The organism is Brevundimonas sp. GW821-FHT02A10 (genome assembly GCF_059422025.1).
On record NZ_JBWKWC010000001.1, the window covers coordinates 1016184 to 1038925 of the forward strand.

At 68.5% G+C, this 22742-nt stretch carries 25 protein-coding genes; 21 read left to right on the forward strand and 4 right to left on the reverse strand.

Annotated features, from left to right (window positions below):
- Positions 1–23: 23 nt before the first annotated feature.
- The 3 genes from AC07U0_RS04675 to AC07U0_RS04685 all read left to right on the forward strand — a co-directional run bounded on the left by AC07U0_RS04675 (position 24) and on the right by AC07U0_RS04685 (position 3542).
- Positions 24–164, forward strand: a complete 141-nt coding sequence (locus tag AC07U0_RS04675) for an entericidin A/B family lipoprotein (protein ID WP_492946514.1) — start codon at positions 24–26, stop codon at positions 162–164.
- A 189-nt stretch (positions 165–353) separates the two neighbouring features.
- Complete coding sequence (locus tag AC07U0_RS04680; protein ID WP_494718851.1) at positions 354–2015, forward strand: MFS transporter; 1662 nt, start codon at positions 354–356, stop codon at positions 2013–2015.
- A gap of 72 nt (positions 2016–2087) precedes the next feature.
- Complete coding sequence (locus tag AC07U0_RS04685; protein WP_494718852.1) at positions 2088–3542, forward strand: NAD-dependent succinate-semialdehyde dehydrogenase; 1455 nt, start codon at positions 2088–2090, stop codon at positions 3540–3542.
- Here the strand turns inward: AC07U0_RS04685 and AC07U0_RS04690 are convergent.
- The 3 genes from AC07U0_RS04690 to AC07U0_RS04700 all read right to left on the reverse strand — a co-directional run bounded on the left by AC07U0_RS04690 (position 3535) and on the right by AC07U0_RS04700 (position 6012).
- A complete protein-coding gene (locus AC07U0_RS04690; RefSeq protein ID WP_494718853.1) occupies positions 3535–4764 on the reverse strand; it encodes a CaiB/BaiF CoA transferase family protein in 1230 nt (409 codons plus the stop codon). The two genes, AC07U0_RS04685 and AC07U0_RS04690, sit on opposite strands and share 8 nt — an antisense overlap.
- 55 nt (positions 4765–4819) lie before the next feature.
- Positions 4820–5638 (reverse strand): hypothetical protein, encoded by an 819-nt coding sequence (locus AC07U0_RS04695; protein ID WP_494718854.1) that lies wholly within the window; start codon positions 5636–5638, stop codon positions 4820–4822.
- A 107-nt stretch (positions 5639–5745) separates the two neighbouring features.
- A complete protein-coding gene (locus AC07U0_RS04700; RefSeq protein WP_492034724.1) occupies positions 5746–6012 on the reverse strand; it encodes a DUF6356 family protein in 267 nt (88 codons plus the stop codon).
- Positions 6013–6167: 155 nt separating this feature from the next.
- Here AC07U0_RS04700 and AC07U0_RS04705 point away from each other — a divergent pair, with 155 nt between their 5' ends.
- The 5 genes from AC07U0_RS04705 to AC07U0_RS04725 all read left to right on the forward strand — a co-directional run bounded on the left by AC07U0_RS04705 (position 6168) and on the right by AC07U0_RS04725 (position 11993).
- Positions 6168–7358 (forward strand): acyl-CoA dehydrogenase, encoded by a 1191-nt coding sequence (locus AC07U0_RS04705; RefSeq protein WP_494718855.1) that lies wholly within the window; start codon positions 6168–6170, stop codon positions 7356–7358.
- A 181-nt stretch (positions 7359–7539) separates the two neighbouring features.
- The gene (locus AC07U0_RS04710) at positions 7540–8340 is read left to right on the forward strand and encodes a response regulator transcription factor (RefSeq protein ID WP_494719189.1); all 801 of its coding nucleotides are present in this window, start codon (positions 7540–7542) and stop codon (positions 8338–8340) included.
- The gene (locus AC07U0_RS04715; protein WP_494718856.1) at positions 8340–9782 is read left to right on the forward strand and encodes a sensor histidine kinase; all 1443 of its coding nucleotides are present in this window, start codon (positions 8340–8342) and stop codon (positions 9780–9782) included. The genes AC07U0_RS04710 and AC07U0_RS04715 overlap by 1 nt, the downstream gene beginning before the upstream one ends.
- 51 nt (positions 9783–9833) lie before the next feature.
- A complete protein-coding gene (locus AC07U0_RS04720; RefSeq protein ID WP_494718857.1) occupies positions 9834–11315 on the forward strand; it encodes a trypsin-like peptidase domain-containing protein in 1482 nt (493 codons plus the stop codon).
- 330 nt (positions 11316–11645) lie between these two features.
- Complete coding sequence (locus AC07U0_RS04725; protein WP_494718858.1) at positions 11646–11993, forward strand: DUF2794 domain-containing protein; 348 nt, start codon at positions 11646–11648, stop codon at positions 11991–11993.
- 118 nt (positions 11994–12111) lie between these two features.
- Here the strand turns inward: AC07U0_RS04725 and AC07U0_RS04730 are convergent, their stop codons facing one another.
- On the reverse strand, positions 12112–12858 hold the full coding sequence (locus tag AC07U0_RS04730) for a Bax inhibitor-1/YccA family protein (protein WP_494718859.1): 747 nt from the start codon (positions 12856–12858) through the stop codon (positions 12112–12114).
- A gap of 126 nt (positions 12859–12984) precedes the next feature.
- On the opposite strand from AC07U0_RS04730, the gene thpR reads away from it, so the two are divergent.
- The 13 genes from thpR to AC07U0_RS04795 all read left to right on the forward strand — a co-directional run bounded on the left by thpR (position 12985) and on the right by AC07U0_RS04795 (position 22740).
- Positions 12985–13521 carry an RNA 2',3'-cyclic phosphodiesterase gene (gene thpR, locus AC07U0_RS04735; RefSeq protein WP_494718860.1) on the forward strand — a complete coding sequence of 179 codons (537 nt, stop codon included), beginning with the start codon at positions 12985–12987 and terminating at the stop codon, positions 13519–13521.
- Between the two features lie 31 nt (positions 13522–13552).
- A complete protein-coding gene (locus AC07U0_RS04740; RefSeq protein WP_494718861.1) occupies positions 13553–14107 on the forward strand; it encodes a NifU family protein in 555 nt (184 codons plus the stop codon).
- A gap of 73 nt (positions 14108–14180) precedes the next feature.
- On the forward strand, positions 14181–14777 hold the full coding sequence (locus AC07U0_RS04745; protein WP_494718862.1) for a helix-turn-helix transcriptional regulator: 597 nt from the start codon (positions 14181–14183) through the stop codon (positions 14775–14777).
- Positions 14778–14862: 85 nt separating this feature from the next.
- Positions 14863–15282: a helix-turn-helix domain-containing protein gene (locus AC07U0_RS04750; RefSeq protein WP_494718863.1), complete on the forward strand. Its 420-nt coding sequence runs from the start codon at positions 14863–14865 to the stop codon at positions 15280–15282.
- Between the two features lie 52 nt (positions 15283–15334).
- Positions 15335–15991 (forward strand): tRNA (adenosine(37)-N6)-threonylcarbamoyltransferase complex dimerization subunit type 1 TsaB, encoded by a 657-nt coding sequence (tsaB, locus tag AC07U0_RS04755; RefSeq protein ID WP_494718864.1) that lies wholly within the window; start codon positions 15335–15337, stop codon positions 15989–15991.
- Positions 15988–16482 (forward strand): ribosomal protein S18-alanine N-acetyltransferase, encoded by a 495-nt coding sequence (gene rimI / locus AC07U0_RS04760; RefSeq protein ID WP_494718865.1) that lies wholly within the window; start codon positions 15988–15990, stop codon positions 16480–16482. The genes tsaB and rimI overlap by 4 nt, the downstream gene beginning before the upstream one ends.
- 23 nt (positions 16483–16505) lie before the next feature.
- The gene (locus AC07U0_RS04765) at positions 16506–16973 is read left to right on the forward strand and encodes a Fur family transcriptional regulator (RefSeq protein WP_207869338.1); all 468 of its coding nucleotides are present in this window, start codon (positions 16506–16508) and stop codon (positions 16971–16973) included.
- A gap of 59 nt (positions 16974–17032) precedes the next feature.
- Positions 17033–18448: a tRNA (N6-isopentenyl adenosine(37)-C2)-methylthiotransferase MiaB gene (miaB, locus tag AC07U0_RS04770; RefSeq protein ID WP_494718866.1), complete on the forward strand. Its 1416-nt coding sequence runs from the start codon at positions 17033–17035 to the stop codon at positions 18446–18448.
- Entirely contained in the window at positions 18448–19437 is a 990-nt protein-coding gene (locus AC07U0_RS04775; RefSeq protein ID WP_494718867.1) for a PhoH family protein, read from the forward strand. The genes miaB and AC07U0_RS04775 overlap by 1 nt, the downstream gene beginning before the upstream one ends.
- Positions 19434–19907 carry an rRNA maturation RNase YbeY gene (ybeY, locus tag AC07U0_RS04780; RefSeq protein ID WP_494718868.1) on the forward strand — a complete coding sequence of 158 codons (474 nt, stop codon included), beginning with the start codon at positions 19434–19436 and terminating at the stop codon, positions 19905–19907. The genes AC07U0_RS04775 and ybeY overlap by 4 nt, the downstream gene beginning before the upstream one ends.
- A 25-nt stretch (positions 19908–19932) precedes the next feature.
- Positions 19933–21576: an apolipoprotein N-acyltransferase gene (gene lnt / locus AC07U0_RS04785; protein ID WP_494718869.1), complete on the forward strand. Its 1644-nt coding sequence runs from the start codon at positions 19933–19935 to the stop codon at positions 21574–21576.
- Entirely contained in the window at positions 21573–22130 is a 558-nt protein-coding gene (locus tag AC07U0_RS04790; protein ID WP_494718870.1) for a helix-turn-helix domain-containing protein, read from the forward strand. The genes lnt and AC07U0_RS04790 overlap by 4 nt, the downstream gene beginning before the upstream one ends.
- Positions 22131–22326: 196 nt before the next feature.
- A complete protein-coding gene (locus tag AC07U0_RS04795; protein WP_494718871.1) occupies positions 22327–22740 on the forward strand; it encodes a helix-turn-helix domain-containing protein in 414 nt (137 codons plus the stop codon).
- Positions 22741–22742: the final 2 nt, after the last annotated feature.

The window sequence follows — 22742 nt, forward strand, 5'->3', positions numbered from 1 at the left end:
GCCGCCCCTCCCGGAGTTCCGCCATGCGCAAGATGTTCGTCCTGTTCGCCGCCGCCGCCGCCCTGACCACCGCCGCCTGCAACACGGTTTCGGGCGTGGGCCGCGACACCGCCGCCGCCGGCCATGCCGTGACCGGCGCCGCCGAGGAAGCCAAGGGGAACTAATTTCCCCGGACGCGATTTAATCAGATATCGGCGGTTGGAGAGAGCCGCCGATAGATCAAGAACCCCGCCGGTCGCCCCACCGACGGGGTTTTTTGACGCCCCGCGCCCAACCGCCGCGCTTCCCCCGACAGACCCCTGCCGCTAGGGTCCGCACGGGACGGCCCGTCAGAGGCCGCCGGGGAGATTCCGATGACGACAGCCGCAGCCGACAAGAGCGCCGAACCGGGCCTGAAGACCGTGGTCGCGGCCTCTGCCGCCGGCACTGCCTTCGAGTGGTACGACTTTTTCGTCTTCGGCTCCCTGACCACCATCATCGCCCGTCACTTCTTCGCCGATGCGGGTGAGGCGGTGTCCTATATCCTGGCCCTGCTGACCTTCGGCCTGGGTTTCGTGGTCCGGCCCGCCGGCGCCCTCGCCTTCGGCTGGTTCGGCGACAAGACCGGCCGCAAGACCACCTTCCTCGTCACCATCACCATGATGGGTCTGGCCACCGTGGCCATCGGCCTGCTGCCCGACTACGGCGCGATCGGCCTGGCAGCCCCGATCCTGCTGCTGGTCATGCGGATGCTGCAGGGCTTTGCGCTGGGCGGCGAATACGGCGGCGCGGCCATCTATGTGGCCGAACATGCGCCGCGAAAGACGCGTGGCCTGCTAACGTCTTACATCAACACCACCGCGGCGCTGGGCCTGATCCTGGCTTTGGTCGTCATCCTGACCACCCGGGCGATCCTCGGCGTCGAGGCCTTCGACGCCTGGGGCTGGCGCATCCCCTTCTGCCTGTCGGCGCTTCTGCTGATCGTCTCCCTCTGGATTCGCGTGCGCCTGCACGAGAGCCCGGCCTTCGTGAAGATGGCGGCCGAGAGCCAGGGCCGTCACGCTCCCTTCCGCGAAAGCTTCCTGAGCTGGAAGAACACCCGCTGGGTCCTGGTCGCCCTCGTCGGGATCATGTTCGCGCAAGGGGCCGTCTGGTACGCCAGCTATTTCTACACCCGCTTCTTCATGGAGCGCGTGCTCAAGGTCGAGGCGTCAACCGTCGACGGCATGATCCTGGCCCTGACCGTGGCCTCGGCCCTGCTCTATGTTCTGTTCGGCTGGCTCTCGGACAAGATCGGCCGCAAGCCCGTGATGATCGGCGGGATGATCCTGTTCCTGATCGCCGTCTTCCCCGGCTTCAACGCCCTCACCCGCGCCGCCAATCCGGCGTTGGCGGAGGCGCAAGGCGCGTCGCCGGTGACGGTCGTCGCGGACCCCGCAACCTGCGCGGTCCAGTTCGATCCGGTCGGCAAGACCGCCTTCACCTCGTCGTGCGACCTGGCCAAGTCGGTCCTGTCGAACGCCGGGGTCAACTACAGCAATGTCGCCGCCCCGACCGGATCGGTCGCGGTCGTCCGCATCGGCGGACAGGAGGTCGCCTCGGTCGAGGCCGGCAAGCTGTCGGGCGCCGCGCTCAAGTCCGCGCGCACCGACGTCGAGACCCGGCTGAAGGCGGCGCTGGTCGAGGCCGGCTATCCGGCGAAAGCCGATCCCGCCCGGTTCAACTGGTGGGGCGTCTTCGGGGTGCTGATGATCTTCATGGTCGCCGCCACCGCCGTCTACGGGCCCCAGGCGGCGGCCCTGGTCGAGCTCTTCCCGACCCGCATCCGCTACACGGCCATGAGCGTGCCCTACAATATCGGCACCGGCTGGATCGGGGGCCTGCTGCCCGCCGCCAGCTTCGCCCTCGTGGCCTGGTCGGGGAACATCTATTTTGGCCTCTGGTACGCGCTGGGCTTCACCGCCGTCGCCGCCGTCACCGCCCTGATCTTCCTGCCGGAGACCAGAGGGCGCGACCTCGACACGATCGGTCAGTGATCCGCGATTTTTTTGCGCCCTGACGCGACGTCACGGCGTTAGAGATCGCACATCATCGACGAGGGTCCCGCCATGAACACCGCCGCCCGCGACGCCGGTCTGAAGCTCCTGCGCCAACACGCCCTGATCGCCGGGGAGGCCATTCCCGCCGATTCCAACGGCATTCCCGTCGACGACCCGGCGACCGGCCAGATCATCGGCCATATCCCCGATCTGGGCGCCGCCGAGACGGAGCGCGCCATCCAGGCCGCCCACGACGCCTTCCCCGAATGGTCGCGCAGCGATCCGCACAAGCGCGCGAAATTCCTGCGCGACTGGGCCGCCCTGATCGACGCCAACACCGAGGGTCTGGGCGCCCTGATGGCGCTGGAGAACGGCAAGCCGTTTGAGGAGGCCAAGGGCGAGGTCGCCTATGCCAACAGCTTCCTCAAATGGTTCGCGGGTCAGGCCGAGCGGCTGATCGGCGAGACCCAGGACAGCCCGCTGGGCCATGTCATCCTGACTTTCCGCGAGGCAGTGGGCCCCTGTGCCCTGATCACCCCGTGGAACTTCCCGGCGGCCATGCTGACGAGGAAACTCGGTCCCGCCTTCGCCGCCGGCTGCACCGCCGTGGTCAAGCCAGCCTCGCAGACGCCCTTCACCGCCATCGCGCTTGCCGAACTGGCCTATGAGGCGGGGCTGCCGAAGGGCGCGCTGAGCGTTATCACCGGCGATGCGGCGACCATCGGCGGCGTCCTGACCGCCTCGCCCCTGATCCGCAAACTGTCCTTCACCGGCTCGACTCCGATCGGCCGCCTGCTGGCCAAACAGTCGGCCGACACCCTGAAGCGTGTGTCGATGGAGCTGGGCGGCGCGGCCCCCCTGATCGTCTTCGCCGACGCCGATCTGGATCAGGCGGTCGCCGAGACCATCAAGGGCAAGTTCAGGAACGCCGGCCAGACCTGCGTCTGTCCCAACCGCGTCTATGTCGAGGCCTCGGTTGCCGAGGCATACGCCACAAAGCTGGCCGCGGAAGTGGCGAAGATTCCGGTTGGCCCGGCCTTCGAGGACGGCGTCAAGGTCGGCCCCCTGATCGAGGACAAGGCCATCGACAAGGTCGAGAAACACCTCGCCCATGTGAAGGCCGACGGCGGCCGGGTCCTGACCGGCGGGGCGCGCCACGAATTGGGCGGCCGCTTCTTCCAGCCGACCGTGACCCTCGGCGGCAAGGACGAACTGTTCCGCCGCGAAGAGACCTTCGGCCCCCTGATCCCCGTCTTCCCGTTCGAGACCGAGGAGGAGGTGCTGTTCATGGCCAATGACAGTGAGTTCGGCCTCGCCTCCTATCTGTTCACCAAGGATCTGGACCGGGCCATGCGCATCGGCCGTCACATCGAGGCGGGGATGATCGGCATCAACACCGGCCTGATCTCCACCGCCGTCGCCCCGTTCGGCGGGGTCAAGTCGTCAGGCTACGGCCGCGAGGGCTCGATCCACGGCATCGACGAATATGTCGACATCAAACAGGTGACGCTGGCCCTCAAATAACGCCCTTGTCGCGCAGGGCGGTCAGCCGTCCTTCATCGACACCCAGCGCCTCCAGCACCGCCGTCGTATCCTGCCCCAGGGCAGGCGGGGCGGCGTCATAGGCGACGGGGGTTTTCGACAGGCGGATCGGAGAAGCGACGGTTTTCACCGGCCCGTCCAGATCGGTACGTGCCTGTTCGACGACCAAGCCGCGGTGGAGGGCCTGCGGCTCCTCGAACACCTGATCGATCGTATTGACCGGCCCGCACGGCACGCCGGCGGCGTCGAGCGCCACGGTCAGTTCGCGCATCGTCAGCCCGGCGGTGAGGGCGCAGATTTCAGCCGTCAGGACGGCGCGGTGCTCGATCCTGAGCGCGTTGGAGACGAAGCGGGGGTCGGTTCCAAGGCCCTCGGCGCCCAGCGCTTTCGCGAAGGCCCGGAACTGGCCGTCGTTACCGACCGCCACCACGATCATCCCGTCGCTGCATGGGAAGGGCTGGTAGGGGGCGAGGTTGGGGTGGGCGTTACCCATCCGCGTCGGCGCCTTGCCCGAGGCGAAGAAGTTCGTCGCCTGATTGGCCAGCATGGCGGCCTGAACATCGAACAGGGCGAGGTCGATATGCTGCCCCTCCCCCGTCGCGCGGGCGTGCAACAGGGCGGCGAGAATGGCGTTTGACGCGTACATGCCCGTGAACAGATCGACCACGGCGACCCCGACCTTCATCGGCTCGGCGCCCGGCGACCCGTCCGCCTGACCGGTGATCGACATCAACCCGCCCATGGCCTGGATCATGTAATCATAGCCAGGCCGCGCCGCGTCAGGCCCGTCCTGACCGAAGCCGGTGATCGAGCAATAGACGAGCTTCGGGTGGACCGCCGTCAGGCTGGCGTGGTCGAGGCCGTACTTCTTCAGCCCGCCGGTCTTGAAGTTCTCGATGACGACGTCGCAGGTCGCGGCCAGCTCACGCGCGAGGGCCGCGCCCTCCTCGCTGGCGATATCCAGCGTCACCGACTTCTTGCCCCGGTTGGCCGACAGGAAATAGGCCGCGTCGCCGCGCCTCCCATCGGTCGTCTTCAGGAAGGGCGGGCCCCAGCTGCGGGTGTCGTCGCCCGCGCCCGGCCGTTCGATCTTGATCACCTCGGCGCCCAGATCGGCCAGAACCTGCGTCGCCCAGGGCCCGGCCAGCACCCGCGAGAGGTCGAGCACGCGAACGCCGGAGAGGGGGCCTTGGGAAGCAGTCATGCCCCTGCCTAACCCGTCTCTCCCTCGGGGAGAAGGCGGTCACGAGGGGCTGCTGTCAGAAGCCGACCTGCAGGAAGACCGCCGGGCCGGAGAACTGGTAGGACATGTCGCCCTTCCACTTGTCCTTGTCGATCTGCAGACCATAGTCGACGTAGCGGTACATGGCCCCCACCCCGACGTTCCTGAACAGGCGATAGGAGATGGTGGCCTGGGCGTTGGTCAGTTCGCCGTCATAGTCGCCGACGCCCAGCGACATGTAATCGAATCGCCCGCCGATGCTCAGCTTGGGCGTGATGCGATAGCCGGCGTAAAGGCCCAGCGTCGGCAGGGGCGCCAGGGCGTCTCTCTCACGCCGCACGGCCTGGATCGCGGCCGAGCCGATGTGGCCCTCGCCCGAAAGCTGGAGGTCGAAGCTCGTCACATGGGCGCCGAGCGACACCCCGGCCTCGGCCCGGTCGTTGTGGATGAAGGAATAGGCCACGCTGAGCCGATAGACGCTGGTGTCGAACGAACTGGAGAGCGACACCCCGGTCGGATAGGTGACGTCGTCGAAGACGATATCGCGCGAGAGCCCGACCGTTCCGTCGCGATCGAGGGCGAAATATTCGCCAGTGACCGTCCACCGGCTGCCCAGCCGGGCCCCGACAAAGATGTCCGGCAGGGTCTCGCGGTCGGCGAGGTTGAGATCGGATTCCAGGCTGATGTCCGTGCCGATCGCCCCGTTCGGCGAGGAGACCTTCACATGGGTGTCGATGTCCGGCTTGAAGGCCGAGGCCTCGAACCAGAAGCGGTCCTCAAGGGCCTGGGCGTTGGCGGAACCGGCGCCGGCCAGGGAGAGGGCGCCGGCGGCGGCGAGCAGGGCGATGGTCTTCATCGAAAGTCCTCGGCGGTCGAAGCCGGGGATCGCGGCGCCGCTTGCCGGGACAGTGTTCCCGACGCCCTGAGGCGCCTATCAGGTGGATTACCCAGTCAGATCGGGGGCTAGAGACCCGGATCCCAGACGCCCGCATCACGCATCCGGCATTCGCGCGCCTCTTCCGCCCGGCCGCCGAGGTCGCGGGCCATGACCTTGATCTCGTCCGAGACGGCGGTCTTGCATACTCCCGGCACCAGGCCGTGCAGGAAGGCCGTCGCCGACAGCCGGGCCAGCCGCATCCCCATGCCGAAGGCCGTCGCCGAATGCTCCAGATAGGTTTCGCCCACCTCGCGCGGATGATCGGCGAACAGGGTCTTCAGCCTGCGGATCATGAAACGGTCCTCGCTGTATCGGAGCTGCCTCGGGCCAGCCCCTACCCGAAGCAGCCATTCTGCCCTAAACCGCGAACAACAACAGGGGCCGGATCGTCACGACGCGTCACGATCCGCTGAACGCCTTGAAACACACAGAGACCGGGACGATTCATATGGCCGACGGCGCCGCATCCGCAGCCCAAACCTTCAAATGGGACGATCCCTTCGACCTCAACGGCCGGCTGACCGAGGACGAGCGCGCCATTCAGGAGGCGGCCCGGGCCTATGCCCGCGAGAAGCTGCTGCCGCGCGTGGTCGCCGCCTTCCGGGACGAGACCTTCGACGGGTCGATCATGACCGAGATGGGCCAGATGGGCTTCCTCGGCGCGACCCTGCCCGAACAGTACGGCGGCTCGGGCGTCAGCCACGTCGCCTATGGCCTGATCGCGCGCGAGATCGAGGCGGTTGATTCGGGTTACCGCTCCGCCATGAGCGTCCAGTCGTCGCTGGCCATGTATCCGATCTACGCCTTCGGCTCCGAAGAACAGAAGATGCGCTTCCTGCCCCGGATGGCGGCGGGCGAGCTGGTCGGTTGCTTCGGCCTGACCGAAGCCGACGGCGGCTCCGATCCGGCTTCCATGAAGACCAAAGCCGAGGCGGTCGAGGGCGGCTATCGCCTGAACGGCGGCAAATACTGGATCACCAACTCGCCCATCTCGGACCTCGCGGTCGTCTGGGCCAAGCTGGACGGCGTCATCCGCGGCTTCATCGTCGAGCGGGGCTTCGAGGGCTTCACCACGACGAAGATCGGCGACAAGCTCAGCCTTCGCGCGTCGATCACCGGCGACATCGGCCTGACCGACGTCTTCGTGCCCGAGGCCAATCTGCTGCCGGGCGTGAAGGGTCTGCGCGGTCCGTTCTCCTGCCTGAACAAGGCCCGTTACGGCATCGCCTGGGGAGCCATGGGCGCCGCCGAATTCTGTTTCCACGCCACGCGGGACTATGTCGGCGAACGGATGCTGTTCGGCCGCCCCCTGTCCTCGCGCCAGCTGGTGCAGAAGAAGCTGGCCGACATGCAGACCGAAATCTTCCTCGGCTTCGAGGGCGCCTATGCCCTCGGCCGACTGCTCGACACCGGCGCCTGGGTGCCGGAGACCATCTCGATGATGAAGCGCAACAACTGCGGCAAGGCCCTGGCTATCGCCCGCGAGGCCCGCGACATGCACGGCGGCGCCGGCATCACCGGCGAGCTCCATGTCATGCGCCACGCCATGAACCTCGAGACGGTCAACACCTACGAAGGCGCGCATGATGTGCATGCGCTGATCCTCGGCAGGGCCATCACGGGCGAAAGCGCTTTCTAGTGGGGCGGCTTCGCCGCCGCGCTACGTTCGCGACGCGGTCGCTCACTACTTGAGCGCAGTCTTCTCCTCCCCTTCTGGGGGAGGTGGAACCGCGCGAGCCATCAGAAACCGTCACCCCGGCGGCCATTGTCATTCCGCGCCCACGCCGTATCGTCGGTCGCTGAGGAGTGCGGGCGTGACCATGGATCTCGAGACGAAATCGGCGGAGCAGGCCTTCGCGGCCATGACCGCCATGTTCGACGGCCGTCGCGCCCTGTTGCTGGAGGACGATCCGGACCTGTCCGAGCACGTCGCCGACCGGCTGCTGCGCGCCGGGTTCGAGGCCGTGGATCGGTTCGATACCGGCGAGGCGGCGCTGCAGGCCTGCGCGTCCGGCGCCTATGACGTCCTGATCCTCGATCGCCTGACCAGGGGCCTCGACGGACTGGAGACCCTCAAGCGGCTGCGCGCCTCGGGCGGCCCCTGCGCGGATACGCCGGCCCTGATGCTGACGGCGCTGGGCGGTGAGCGGCAGAAGGTCGAGGGGCTGCTGGGCGGCGCCGACGACTATCTGGCCAAGCCCGTCGGCGACGAGGAGCTGCTGGCCCGGATCGGCTGCCAGATCCGCCGCACGGCGCGTCATGCCAAACCCGCCGGCGCCGACATCCTGAACGGGCCCTTCCGCCTGTCGCCCGGCGCCCGGACCCTGAAGCTGGAGCTCGAAACCGGCGCCCGGCTGATCGATCTGTCGCCGCTGGAGTTCGCCATCGTCCACGAGCTGATGACGGCGCGCGGCCAGCCGGTGACCAAGACCATGCTGTGGGATCGCTGCTGGGTGGAGTGGAAATTCCTGCCCGAGAATTTCGTCAACATCATCGACGCCCGCATCAGCGCCCTGCGCCGCCGGCTCAAGGAACAGGCGCCGGAGGTGGGCGAGGACCTGCATCCCCTGATCGTCTCGGCGCGCAGCCAGAGCCTGATCTTCCGCGACCTCGACCGTTGATGCGGGTGCTGCGGGACTGGCTGGCGCGGCGCACCTCGACCCAGCTGGCCTCGGCTTTGGCGGTGCTGGCGGCGCTCGCCCTCACCGGCTCGCTGGTCCTGACGGGGCAGGCGGTGCGGATGGACCAGCGCCAGCAGGCGGCCCTGTCGGCGCTCGACGACTATGCCGCCATGGTCTCCAAACTGGGCGTCGAGACCGACTTCAACCCGTCCGAACTGACCGCCGGGGACGCCGCCTATCTGTCGGCCTGGCTCGGCGCCTTCCAGAGCGGGCCCGGACGCGACCCCGGATCGCTGGAAGAGACCTGCCGCACCGGTCGTGGCGGGGCCGGGGTTCGCTACATCCGCGCGCCCGTGGGCAAGCCGGCCGGTCTGGCCGCGCTGGAGACCGCGCCGCGCGAACGCTTGCCGAGGCTGGGCGACAATGTCTGGCGGGTGAAACTGGCGCGCGGCGAACTCTGTCCGGGCCGCACGGTCGAGGCTGTGGTCGTGCGCCGCACCGTCGGGTCGCTGAACATCATCGTCGGCCGGGTGGTCGATCCGACGGGGCGCGCGCTGGGTTGGGCGGTGCTGGCCGTGGCCCTGACCGGGGCCGTCATCCTGATCTCGGGGCTGGCCGCGGCCGCCTTCGCCCGGCGCCGCCTGACGCTGGCCATCACCGGGGTCAGCCAGGCCCTGGACCGCGCCGCCGTCGGCGACTTCTCGGTGCGCGCAGCCGAGGTTGGGGTGGCGCCGGAACTGACCGAGCTGACGGTTCAGGCCAACCGGACGCTGGACCGGCTGGAGGAGCTGCTCAGCTGGCTGCGCGATTCGGCCGACCAGCTGGCCCACGATTTCCGCACTCCCCTGGCCCGCGCCACGGCCCGGATGGAGCGGCTGGCCGAAACCGAAGACCCCGACGAACGCAGCCGTCTGGGTCTGGAAGCGGCGCACGATCTCAAGGCGCTGAGCCGGGCCATGAACGAGGCCATGGCCCTGCGCGAAGGCGAGGCCTGGCTGTTCGAGGAGGTCCGGCTGGACCATCTGGCCGAAGCGGTCGCCGAACTCTATGAGCCCCTGGCCGAGGCGCGGGGCGTGGTCATTCGGGTCGAACGCCCCGACGGACCGGTGTCGGTTCTCGGGGTCCGCTCCCTGCTGCAGCGGGCCGCGGCCAATCTGGCGGACAATGCGGTGAAATTCTCGCCCGACGGCGGAACGGTGACCCTCAGGGCCTTCATCGCGGCCGGGAAGCCGGCCCTGTCGGTGCGGGATCGGGGCCCGGGGCTCGATCCTCGCCTGCTGTCCGACCCCGCGCTGAGGTCCGCCTCGGCCGAGGCCGGAGGCCGCGAAAGCCACGGTCTGGGCCTGACCTTCGTCGCCGCCGTCCTGCGTCGTCACGGGGCGGAAATGACGATTGATGACGCCGCGCCGGGGACCATCGTCACGGCGCAATTCTCGCGCTAGGTTGAGGTCCGGCCGCCCGCGAGGACGCGTCGCGCCCGGGGGAAAGACTTGATGTCACGTTCGGTTTTCATGGCGGGTTCGGCCGTCGCCCTGGTCCTGCTGACCCTTCCCGGCGCGGGCCTGACCCAGACACCCAAGCCGACGCCCCCCGCCGCGACCGCGCCGCCCCCGGCCCAGATTCCGCCGACCCCCTATCGCGCGCCGCGTCCGGCGGCCGCCCCGGCTCCGGCGAGCCGGACGCCGCAATTCCCCCTGCCCTATGACGAGCGGCGCGGGGTCTTCACCTTCGCGACCGGTCTGGAACGCTCCCTGCCCGCCGTGGTCCAGGTGACGACCCTGGGCTCCTCGCGCGGCCCGACCACCGGCGAGAACGAACCCAAGCCCCTGCAGAGCGGCTCAGGCGTGATCATCGACGCACGTCAGGGGATCATCGTCACCAACAACCACGTGGTCGACGGCGGCACCAAATTCACCGTCGACATGACCGACGGCCGGCTGTTCGACGCCACCCTCGTCGGGGTCGACAAGGCGACCGACGTCGCCGTGCTCAAGATCGAGGCGCCGAACCTGTCGCAGGTGGAGATCGTCGATTCCGACACCCTGAGGACCGGCGACCTGGCCTTCGCGGTCGGCTATCCGCTTGGCCTCGACCAGACCCTGACCATGGGCGTGATCTCGGGTCTGGGCCGGTCGGGTCTGGGCGATGCGGTCGAGGACTATATCCAGACCGATGCGGCGGTGAACTCGGGCAACTCCGGCGGGCCGCTGCTGGATAGCCGCGGGCGTCTGATCGGCATCAACACCTCCATCCTGTCGGGCGGCTCGGACCCGCTGGGCATGGGGGCCACCGGCGGTAACGACGGCATCGCCTTCGCCGTCCCGACCCGTATCCTGATGTTCGTCGTCGGCCAGATCCGCGAGCACGGCGAGGTCACGCGCGGCAAGATCGGAGCGATGATGGGCTCCCTGACCGCCACGCGGGCGCGGGCCTTCGGTCTGGGCATTGTGCGCGGCGCCGTGGTCGAGGACGTCACCCCCGGCTCTCCGGCCGAGGCGGCGGGCCTGCAGAAGAACGACATCATCACCCGCATCCAGAACCGTCCGGTGGCCAACGCCGGCTCGGTCCAGGCCACGGTCGGCATCGCCCCTCCGGGCACCCGCCTGCCGATCGTCTATCTGCGCGACGGGCGTGAGCACACCACCGCCCTGACGGTCGCCACAGCCGAGCCGGTGCGGGTCGCGGTCGGCAAGACCGCCATCGAGGCCTTCGGCGCCCAGTTCCAGGCCCTGCCTCCTGCAGAGGCGCCGAAGGATGACGCCACGCCGCAGACGGGCGTGCTGGTCGTTTCGGTCGAGGGCGGTTCGGACGCGGCCCAGCACAAGCTGACGGCCGGCGACATCGTCACGAAGGTGGGCGAGCGCGAGGTGACGGATCTGGCCGGTCTGGCCGCGGCGCTCGAGGCCGATCAGGGCATGACGACCCTGACGGTCAAGCGCGGCGAAGAGACGGTGGAGATCAACGTCGGGGAGTGATCCCCGACGGCTTCCTCAACCCGAACCAGACGCCGGACAGCAAAACGCCCGCTGCGCCGGAGGGGGGAGGGGGGCGGCAGCGGGCGTCTCGCTTGGAGGAAGCGTCGGCCCGACGGAGCCCGTTGCTGGAAACATCCAGGGGGGCTGGGGGGGCTGTTCAGGATCCGGGACGCTTCCGAACTCCGTCTGGCCGACGGTTTGTATTTCACCGGGCAAGCTGGCCGTGGCTGGACCGAAACGGGGCCATTTCGTGTCGCCGCCGATTATTTTCAGGGCGAACTGTTCCGCTTCGGCGCTGGCGTTTGGCCGATAGCGGCCTAACTTGAGGGAATGAGCTTTGATCCGAACGCGGCGGGTCCCGATGGGCAGCCCTCACCCGGTCCCGTCTTCTTCCACCGCAAGGAGCTGGACCTGATCCTGCGCGTCTATGGCCGCATGGTCGCCGCCGGGGAATGGCGCGACTACGCCATGGTCGGCCACAAGGACGTCGCCGAGTTCGCCATCTTCCGTCGCTCGGGCGACGCCCCCCTCTACCGGATCGAGAAACGACCGGCGCTGCAGACCCGTCAGGGCCAGTGGGCCGTCATCGGCGAGGGCGGGATGGTGCTCAAACGCGGCCGCGAACTGGATCAGGTCCTGCGCGTCTTCGACAGCCGCAAATTCCAGATCGTGGAATAGAGGCGGCGCAGGTTAGCCCCTCCCACCCTTCACGTTTCCCTCCCCATTTCATGGAGAAGAAACGAAAAAGGCCCGGCGTTTCCGCCGGGCCTCTCGGTAGTCTGGCTTCCGCCTGAACTCAGCGACGGCCGCCCGTGAAGGCGAGCAGGAACTGGAACAGGTTGATGAAATTGATGAACAGGTTCAGGGCGCCGAAGCCCGTCGCCACGCCCATCGCCTGCTGGTCGCCGCCCAGCTGGTAGTAGGTCATCTTCAGGCGCTGCGTATCGAAGGCGATCAGACCCGAGAACAGCAGCACGCCGATGGCGCTGATGATCAGGTAGAAGGTCTGCGACTGCAGGAAGATGTTCACGACAGAGGCGATGATCAGGCCGATCACGCCCATGATCAGGAAGGTGCCGATCGGCGAGAGGTCGCGCTTGGTGACATAGCCGAACAGGCTCAGGCCGCCGAAAGCCGCCGCCGTGATCAGGAAGGTCGTGGCCAGCGAACCGCCGGTATAGCGCAGGAACAGGATGCCGAGACCGGCGCCGATGGTCGAGACCACAGCCCAGTACAGCAGATTCACGCCGCCCGCGGTCGGGTTGCGCATGAAGAACATCGAGCCGAACAGCATGACCAGCGGCGAGAACTGGACGATCATGCCCAGCAGGGTCAGGCCGACGCGGCCGTCGGGACCGACGGCGAACAGCAGCTGCTGTACGGCCGGCACATTGCCGGTGACATAGGCCAGGACGCCCGCGACCACGAGGCCGAGCGCCAGCTTGTTATAGACGCCCAGCATGAAGCCGCGCAGTCCGGCGTCGACCGACATGTCGGCCGAGGCGGGCGCCACATTGGTGAAACCGTTTCTGAAGTCGCTCATCGCGAGATCAATCTCCTCTTGGCCGGAGCACGTCCCCGGCCTTGGCTGAAATATCGGGGTCTGGACCCCGCCATGCAAGGGAATGTGCGCTTTCCCGCGTCGATCCGCCCCGCTACCAAGGGTCGCATGCTTCGATTGTTCACCGCCCTGCCCATTCCGTGGGACGTCGCCCAGACCCTGAAACGGCGCCAGACCGGACTGCCGGGCGCGAAATGGCGGCCGGAAGAGGCCCTGCACATCACCCTGGCCTTCTACGGCGACGTGCCCGAGCGTCAGGCCGACGATCTGGCCGGCGAGCTGTCGCGCATCCCGGTCGATCCGTTCGAGATCGTGCTGAAGGGTGTCGGGACCCGTGGCGACGCTCATCAGGTCGACACCCTGTGGGCCGGGGTCGAGCCCAGTGAGAAACTCAACGTCCTGGCCGGCCGCTGCAAGGCGGCGGCCGAACGGGCCGGGATCCGCATGGAGCCACGCGTCTACAAGCCCCACCTGACCCTGGCCTATCTCAAGACCCAGACCAATCCGGACCGGATCGGGGCCTGGGTCTCGAACCACAATCTGCTGCATTCGCCGCCGATCCGCATCGACCGCTTCGGTCTCTATTCCAGCACCCTGACCGAGCACGGCAGCGAATATGAGCTGGAGCAGTCGTACCCGTCTTGAACGCGGGCCTTGTTGAGCGCATCTGCAGCCCATGTTCATCCAGACCGAACCCACGCCCAATCCGAACGTGCTGAAGTTCCTGCCGGGACGCGATGTCGCCCCGCTGGGCGCGCGCGAGTTCCTGAACATCGACCAGGCGGCCGCCTCGCCCCTGGCCGAGGCCCTGTTCAATCTGGAGGATGTCGCTGGCGTCTTCTTCGGCGCCGACTATGTCTCGGTGACCAAGGCCCCGCACGGTCTGGACTGGTCGGAGATGAAGCCGCCGATCCTGGCCGCCATCATGGACCATTTCACCTCTGGCGCCCCGCTGATCCGCACCGAAGAGGCCGCCACCGACACGAGCGAGGACACCGAGATCGTCGCCGAGATCAAGGCCCTGCTCGACAGCCGCATCCGTCCGGCCGTGGCCCAGGACGGCGGCGACATCCTGTTTGATTCCTTCGATGAAGACAGCGGCGTGCTTTCGCTCCGCATGCGCGGCGCCTGCGCCGGCTGCCCCTCCTCCTCCGCCACCCTCAAGGCCGGGGTCGAGCAGATGATGAAACACTATGTGCCGGAAGTGACGCGCGTGGAGCAGGTGATTTAGGTCACCTCCAGCCGGGTTTCACTGAAACCAATTCGTTCTGGCCGCCTGCCCGCAAGCCTGCCATCCTTCGCCCATGCCCCGCTTCGAACAGGACAGCGACGTACGCGCCCTCGGCGAGGCTTTGGCCGGCCTGCGCCGCGAACGAGGGCTGAGTCAGGCCGAGGCCGGCGCCCGGCTCGACATGACCAGTCAGGGCTGGGGCCTGTATGAGGCCGGAAAACGGCCCGGCCTGTTTCGTCCTGACGTCCAGCGCCGCCTGACCGCTGCCCTCGACGCCAGCCCTGAAGACCTCGCCCTCGCCGCCGCCCGGATCACGACCGACGCGCCTGCGCCCGCCGTGAAGGGCGTCGAAAGCGGCGCGCGCGGCTGGACCGGCGCCCCGGCCGCTGCGCTCTCTGCAACGGAGCGGCTGCAACTCTCCAACGACGACCTCGCCCCCTGGGCCGCCTCGGGGGTGGTGCTGGAGTTCGATCCGGGACGCTGGCCGCGCCGGGATCAGGGCTGCGTCATCGACCTGACCGACGGCTCGCGCCTGATCCGCCTCTACGACCGCGCCGACGCTGACCGCCTGTATCTGCGCGGCGGCCCCGGCGGGCTGGATGCCGAAACCGTGCTGGACCGCGCCCGCGCCCTCCGTGTCGCTGCCGTCATCGCCCGCCTCGATCCCTGACCTCGCACGAAGTCATGAAACGAATAAGTTGCAACGCTTTTCGTTTCATGAAACTGTTCTCCCCGGACGAAGCGGGAGGGATGCCATGCCGAGATCGCCGGACCAGATCGACGCCTTCGTCGGCGCGCGCATCGCCCAGCGCCGCGCGGCCCTCGGCCTGTCGCAACAGGGGCTGGCCGACCGGCTGGGCATCAGTCCGCAGCAGATCCAGAAATATGAGGCCGGGACGAACCGGGTCTCGGTCTCCCGCCTGCACCGGATCGCGACCGTGCTGGGCGCCGCGACCGCAGGCTTCTTCCCGCCGCCCGCACCGGCGCCGGGATGGGCGGGACCGCCGGGCGGGTCTTCCGGAGCGGACGCCGCAGAGGCGGAATGGCTGACAGGCTTGCGCTTCCTGACCGCCAGCACTGAAGGGCGAGCGGTGGCGACGGGCTTCGGCCTGATCGAAAGCCGCGACGCCCGGCGCGCGGTTGCAACGATCGTGGAAGCGCTGGCCTCAAGGTAAGCGGCGGCGAGCCCCCTCGCCTTCCCGGCCGCGCGCGGATAGAGGTCCGCGCATGAAGGTCCTCGTCATCGATACGGCGCTGAACGCCTGCACCGCCGCCGTCTTTGACGGCGACCGGCCGCTGGGCGTGCGTGTCGAGCCCATGGCCAAAGGGCATCAGGAGCGGATCGGCGGCCTCGTCCGCGACGCCGTGGCGGACGCCGGCGGCTTCAACGGCATCGAACGCATCGGCGTCACCGTTGGTCCCGGCTCCTTCACCGGCCTGCGCGTCGGCCTCGCCTTCGCCCAAGGGCTGGGCGCCGCGCTCGGCGTGCCGGTCGTCGGGATTTCGACCCTGGCCGCCCTCGCCCGCTCCGCCGACGGCGGGACCGGCGCGACCGCCGCCGTCATCGACGCCCGCCGGGGCCAGGTCTATCTGCAGACCTTCGCCGACGGCGTCCCGACCATGCTTCCCACAGCGCTTGGCCTCGACGCCGCGCGCGAGACTCTATCCGGCGAGGCCCGTCTCTGGGCGGGCAACGGGGCGGCGCTCGTGACTGACGGTCTCGCGACCGAGCCGCTCACCGTCCCGACCCCCGCCGCCCTCGCCGCCCTGACGATCGCCGCCGATCCGGCGACCTCGCCGCCGACGCCGCTCTATCTGCGCGCGCCCGATGCGACCCCGCCGACCCGGCTGCCGGGACAGGCGCGGCCCGCCAGGCCGTCGTGACCGATTCGCCGCCGCCGCATCCGGCCGACGGTCTGACGGTGGCCTCGGCCCCGGAAGTCGCGCCCGACCTCCCATCCGCCCTCGCCGCGATTCATGCCGAGGCCTTCCATGCCCCATGGGACGCCGCCGCCTTCGACAGCCTTCTGGGTCAGGCCGGTGTCTTCGCGGTCACCGCTGCGGACGGCTTCATCCTGTGCCGCGTTGTGCTGGACGAGGCCGAGATCCTGACCCTGGCCGTCCGTCCGACGGCCCGTCGCGCGGGTCTCGGCGCACAGCTGACCCGCGCCGCGGCTGAGGTCGCCGCCGGCACCGGGGCCGACCGGCTGTTCCTCGAGGTCGCCGAGGACAACGTCGCCGCCCGCGCCCTGTACGCCCGCCTCGGCTTCGAACAGACCGGGCGCCGCAGGAACTATTACGAAAAATCGGACGGAAGCCGCGTCGACGCGCTTCTTCTTACGCTTGCATGGCCGGAGCGACTTCCCTCCGGCTGAGGTCGTCTCTATTCTGTCGAACCATGGACCGGATCGAAAAGCTTTGCGCCGAACGCGGCATGCGTATGACCGAGCAGCGGCGCGTCATCGCGCGGGTGCTGTCGAACGCCGAGGATCATCCGGACGTGGAGGAGCTGTACCGCCGCGCCTCCGCCATCGACCCTCATATCTCGATCGCCACCGTCTACCGGACCGTGCGCCTGTTCGAGGAAGCCGGGGTGGTCGAGAAGCACGATTTCGGCGATGGCCGCAGCCGCTATGAAGAGGCCGGCGACGATCACCACGATCACCTGATCGACACCCGCACCGGAGAGGTCATCGAATTCTTCGACGCCGAGATCGAGCGGCTGAAGACCGAGATCGCCGAACGCCTGGGCTTCCAGCTGGTCGGACACAAGCTCGAGCTCTACGGCACGGCTATCGAAGGCGCCGAGCCCTCCAAGCGCGAAGGTCTGATCTTCACCCGTCACGGCGCCCGCCACGACCACTGAGCCCGAGGTCTTTCGGGCCGCAGTGGCGAAACGCCCCGCAGCCCCTTATTAAGACCCACATGACCGACACTCTCGCGCCCGCAAGCGCGCCCCCTGCAGCCGGGATCGGAGAGACGCCGCCGAAGCGTCTCTTCATCAAGACCTACGGCTGCCAGATGAATGTCTACGACTCAGAGCGCATGGCCGACGTCCTGCGCCCGCTCGGCTATGCGGCCACCGATACGGCCGAGGGCGCCGACTTCGTCATTCTGAACACCTGCCACATCCGCGAGAAGGCGGCCGAGAAGGTCTATTCCGAGCTCGGCAAGATGCGCGAGATGCGGGACAGGAAGCTGGCCCGCGGCGAGGGCCGCATGACCATCGCCGTCGCCGGCTGCGTCGCCCAGGCCGAGGGCGAGGAGATCATGCGGCGCCAGCCCGCCGTCGATCTGGTCGTCGGCCCCCAAGCCTATCACCAGTTGCCCGAGCTTTTGACCCGCAACGCCCGGGCGCGCGGCGAACGGATCGGCGCCGACTTCGCCCCCAATGAAAAGTTCGACGCCCTGTCGGCGGAAGGCGCCGCGGCTCGCGGGGTCAAGGGCCCGACGGCCTTCCTGACCGTGCAGGAGGGCTGCGACAAATTCTGCACCTTCTGCGTGGTGCCCTATACGCGCGGCGCCGAATGGTCGCGTCCGGTCGCCGACGTGCTGGCCGAGGCACGGGGTCTGGCCGCCAAGGGTGTGCGCGAGGTCACCCTGCTGGGCCAGAACGTCAACGCCTATGATGGGGCGGGTCCCGACGGCGTCTGGACCATGGCGAGGCTCGCCTATGCGCTCGCCGAAATCCCGGGCATCGACCGTATCCGCTATACGACCAGCCATCCCAACGACATGTCCGACGACCTGATCGCCGCCCATGCCGAGCTGCCCGCCCTGATGCCCTGGCTGCACCTGCCGGTTCAGGCGGGCTCGGACCGGATCCTGCGGCTGATGAACCGCAAGCACGGGCGTCAGAAATACATCGACCTGATCGCCCGCATCCGCGAAACCACGCCTGACCTCGCCCTGTCCGGCGACTTCATCGTCGGCTTCCCAGGCGAGACGGACAAGGATTTCGAGGACACGATGGATCTGGTCCGTCAGGTGAACTACGCCTCGGCCTTCTCCTTCATGTATTCGCCGCGCCCGGGCACCCCGGCCGCCGGCATGGGAACCCAGGTGCCCGACGCCGTGTCGCGCGAACGGCTGCAGGCGCTCCAGACCCTGCTGTTCGAACAGCAGACCGCCTTCAACGCCTCGCGCGCCGGCCTGACGGTCGACGTCCTGTTCGAGAAAAAGGGCCGCCACGGGCGCCAGGCCATCGGCCGCTCGCCCTGGCTCCAATCGGTCCACGTCGACGACGCGGATCATCTGCTCGGCCAGATCGTTCCGGTCGAAATCATCAGCGGACAGCAGAACAGCCTCACCGGCCAGCTGCTCCAACAGAAGGTCGCTTAGTGGCGAGAGAGAGTGAGTTCCTGGAGCTGGACGACGACGCCCTGCACGCCGTCATCGGGCCCAACAGCCGTCACGTCGCCCTGATCGAGGACGCGTTCAAGGTGCTGATCGAGGCGCCCGGCGGCGGGGTGTCGATCAACGGCGGCGCCCGCGACCGGGCAAACGCCAAACAGGTCATCGAGACCCTGGCCGGCCGGATCGCCCAGCGCGCCGAGGTCAATGAGGCCGACGTCCGCGCCGCCATCGGCGTGGCCCGCACCGGCGTGTCCGGCGGCGGCCGTCGTGTCGATCCGTTGGCCCTGCCCATCGGCCGGCGCGGGGCCATCGTGCCCAAGACCGACGCCCAGGCCCGCTATCTGGACGTTCTGGCCAATCACGAGCTGAGCTTCGGCGTCGGCCCGGCGGGCACCGGCAAGACCTTCCTCGCCGCCGCCTATGGCGCCTCCCTGCTGCGGCGCGGTCAGGTGGACCGGCTGGTCATCACCCGACCGGCGGTCGAGGCGGGCGAAAAGCTGGGCTTCCTGCCCGGCGACCTGAACGAGAAGGTCGACCCCTATCTGGCTCCCATCTGGGAGGCGCTGAACGACATCCTCGGCGCCGAGGACGTCCAGCGCCGCCGCGACAAGGGCGAGATCGAAGCCGCCCCCATCGCCTTCATGCGCGGGCGCACTCTCAGCCACGCCTTCATCATCGTCGACGAGGCCCAGAACACCTCCCGCCTGCAGATGAAGATGGTCCTGACCCGTCTCGGCGAAGGCGCGCGCATGGTGGTCACCGGCGACCCGTCGCAGATCGACCTGCTCAATCCGCGCGATTCCGGACTGGCCCATGCCCTGCGCATCCTGCGCGATGTGAAGGGGGTCGGGGTGCTGGAGTTCGAGGCCCGCGACGTGGTCCGCCACGCCATGGTCGAGCGGATCGTGCGCGCCTATGACGCCGATTCGGCTGGCAGCCGTCCGAAGGCCGACCTCGAAGACCCTGCCCAATGAGCGAGACCTTGATCGAGGTCGAGATCGAGGCCGACGACTGGACGGAGGCCCTGCCGGACGCCGAGGCCATTGTCGAACGGGCCGCGCAGGCGGCGCTGGGAGATGTCGAGGGCGGCCTCGTCGTCCTGCTGACCGACAACGGCGCGGTCCAGCTGCTCAACGCCCAGTTCCGCGACAAGGACCGGCCGACCAATGTCCTGTCCTTCCCGGGCGGGGACATGCCGATGCCGGGCGCCCCCGCCCATCTCGGCGACATCGTCCTGGCCTTCGGCGTTTGCCGCGACGAGGCGCAGGCGCAGGGCAAGAGCCTCGCCAACCATCTGACCCATCTGGTCGTCCACGGGACCCTGCACGTCCTTGGCCGCGACCATGAGGAAGAGGCCGAGGCCGAGGCGATGGAGGCCGAAGAGCGCACCCTGCTTGCCAGCCTGGGCGTGGCGGACCCATACATCCTGCCTGACGACCTCTGAATCGCCTCCAGTAAAAACGGGCCGCATGACCTCCGAACCCCTGGCCGACCTGCCCGTCCACGCTCTCGCCGCCGGGAGCGAGAAGCGGCGTCGGCTGATCCTGCGTCTGGGCCGCATCGGCCTGGCGCTTCTGGCCGGGGTCGGCGCGGCTCTGGCCCATCCGCCGTTCGGCGTCCTGCCGGGCCTGCTCGGCTATCCGCTGCTGATGCTTCTGGCCGAGCGGTCGGAGACCAAACGCGGCGCGTTCTGGATAGGCTGGCTGGGCGGCTTCGCCTATTTCTTCATCTCCTGCTGGTGGGTCGCCGAGGCGTTTCAGGTCGATCCGTCACAGGCCTGGATGGCGCCCTTCGCCGCCAGCCTGCTGCCCGCCGGCCTCGGCCTGTTCTGGGGGACGGCGCTGGCGCTGTATCGCCGGTTCGCGCCCGCGGGCGTCATCCGCGTCCTGGTCTTCGCCGCCCTGTTCTGCCTGCTGGAATGGCTGCGCGGCCATGTCCTGACCGGCTTCCCGTGGAACCCCGCGGGCGCCAGCTGGAAGGCCGGATCGGCCGGATCGCAGTTCGCCTCGGTCGTCGGGGTCTATGGTCTGGGCTTCGTCACCGTCGCCGCCGTCTCGGCCTTCGCCCCGCTGCTGGGGCCGGGCACGCGCGAGCGCCGCGCCGCCTCGGCCCTGATCGGCGCCGGCGTCCTGCTGGCCCTCGTCATCGGCGGCATGATCCGGCTGCACGGAGCGAAGGTCGAGCTTTCCCAGACTCTCGTCCGTATCGTCCAGGCCGATGTGGCCCAGGAATCGAAATGGACGCCCGAGGCCTATCAGGGGATCGTCGATCGCTATCTGAACCTGACCGCCAGACCGGGGGAAGGCGGTCTGCCCGACGTCGTGGTCTGGCCCGAGGGCGCCCTTCCCGCCAGCGCCAATCAGGTCTTCGCCGACGGGGCGCCGGAAGCCACGGCCATCGCCCGCGCCCTGCAGCCAGGCCAGACCCTGCTGATGGGCCTCGCCCGCGCCGAGCCCTCGCCAAAGCCAGGCGCCCCGGACCGCTATTTCAACAGCCTTTTCGCCCTGCATGACGAAGGCGATGGGCCGGGCCTGAGGGTCAGCGGCATTTATGACAAATACCGGCTGGTGCCCTTCGGCGAATATCTGCCGCTCGGCGACCTGATGGGCGCGCTGGGCATCCGCAGTCTGGTGCATATGCCGTCGGACTTCAGCGCTGGACCGAAGCCCGCGCCGATCGACCTGCCGAACGCGCCGCGCGTCCAGCCCCTGATCTGCTACGAAAGCCTCTACCCGGGCTTCACTCCCGGCGGAGCGAAGCGCCCGTCGTGGATCGCCAATGTCTCCAACGACGCCTGGTTCGGCCGGACCTCGGGGCCGCTGCAGCATCTGAACCTCGCCAGCTACCGCGCCATCGAGACCGGCCTGCCGGTGGTGCGCGCCACCCCGACAGGGGTCTCGGCCATGATCGACGGCTGGGGTAGGCTGGTTCCGGGCAAGCGGCTGGATCCGGGCGAGAGCGGCGTCATCGACGCCTTCCTGCCGCGTCCGGCGCCGGCGACCCTCTACGGCCGCGTCGGCGACCTGTTCTTCTGGCTGGCGGTTCTAGCCAGTCTGGCGATCTGCCTGCCCTGGCGGCGTCTCACCTCACCCGGTGGAGCGCCGGCCGCATGAGCAGGGGAGGAGAGCGGCAGGAAACCGAGCGGACCCGTCATGTCGACGCGGCCGTCAGCCGCCGCTTCCGCGAACTGCGCCAAGCCCTCGGCCTGACCCGCCGTCAGGTCGCCGCCGACATGGGCGCCTCCGAGGGGCGTTGGCAGGCCTATGAGAGTGGCCAGCGGATTCCCGCCTCACGCATCTGGCAGTTCTGCCGCCGCTATGGACTGGACGTCTCCGAGGTCTACGCCGGCTTGCCCTTCACCATCGGCCCCGTCACGAACGGCGGCGGCGAATTCGGGGAAGCGGTCGCGCCCGGCGCGAAAGACGGCCCCATGACTGGCCCGACATTCCCCAAGGCTGAGGGCGCCATGGCTGGAGGAGGCGTCGCGGGAGTGGCGGAAGAGGGCGCGGTGTTCGAGCCCTTGTCCGGAAATCCGCACGATCCGCTTCCGGACGATGCAGAACTGCGCGCCATCGCCGAAGTCGCCGCCGACCTGAGCCCGCTGGAGCGGAGTCTGGCCCTCGCCGCACTCAGGGGGATTCGCTCGCATAAGACGAATCGACCCTGAACTTTCTCGCTTTTGAATATGGTACGTTTCGTACCTGATACCTATTCGCGGGTAGCAGCGCGGAATCCGCGAAAAATGATGCCTAAAGGTTGCAACCGAATGTGAAGCGCCGCCGTATGTATAATATTGGGTGACAGCCGCCGAAACGCGGCGCATCAAAACGGTCGCGTTAGTACGCGGATACGGCGAGAGAAAAATGGCTAGAGGCGCAGGCGAAGACGGACCCCACCCCGTCGACCGTCATGTAGGCAGGCGGGTTTGCGAAAAACGCATCAGCCTGGGGTACAATCAGAGCGATCTGGGCCGGGCTCTCGGCCTGACCTTCCAGCAGATCCAGAAGTACGAGAAGGGCGCTAACCGCATCTCGGCGTCGAAGCTCTGGGACATTGCCCGCTTCTTCAAGGTCGACATCGGCTATTTCTTCCAGGGCCTGGCCCAGGGCCAGCCGGGCATGGCCGAAGAGGGCGCTGCCGCCTTCGATCACGACTTCCCCTCGACCCGCTATTCGATCGAGATTTCACGCCTGGCGCCGCAGCTGTCGAACCGGCAGCAGAAGCTGGCCCTCGACCTGATCCGTGAGATGACCGACCGCCCCGAAGAAGAGGCCTGAGC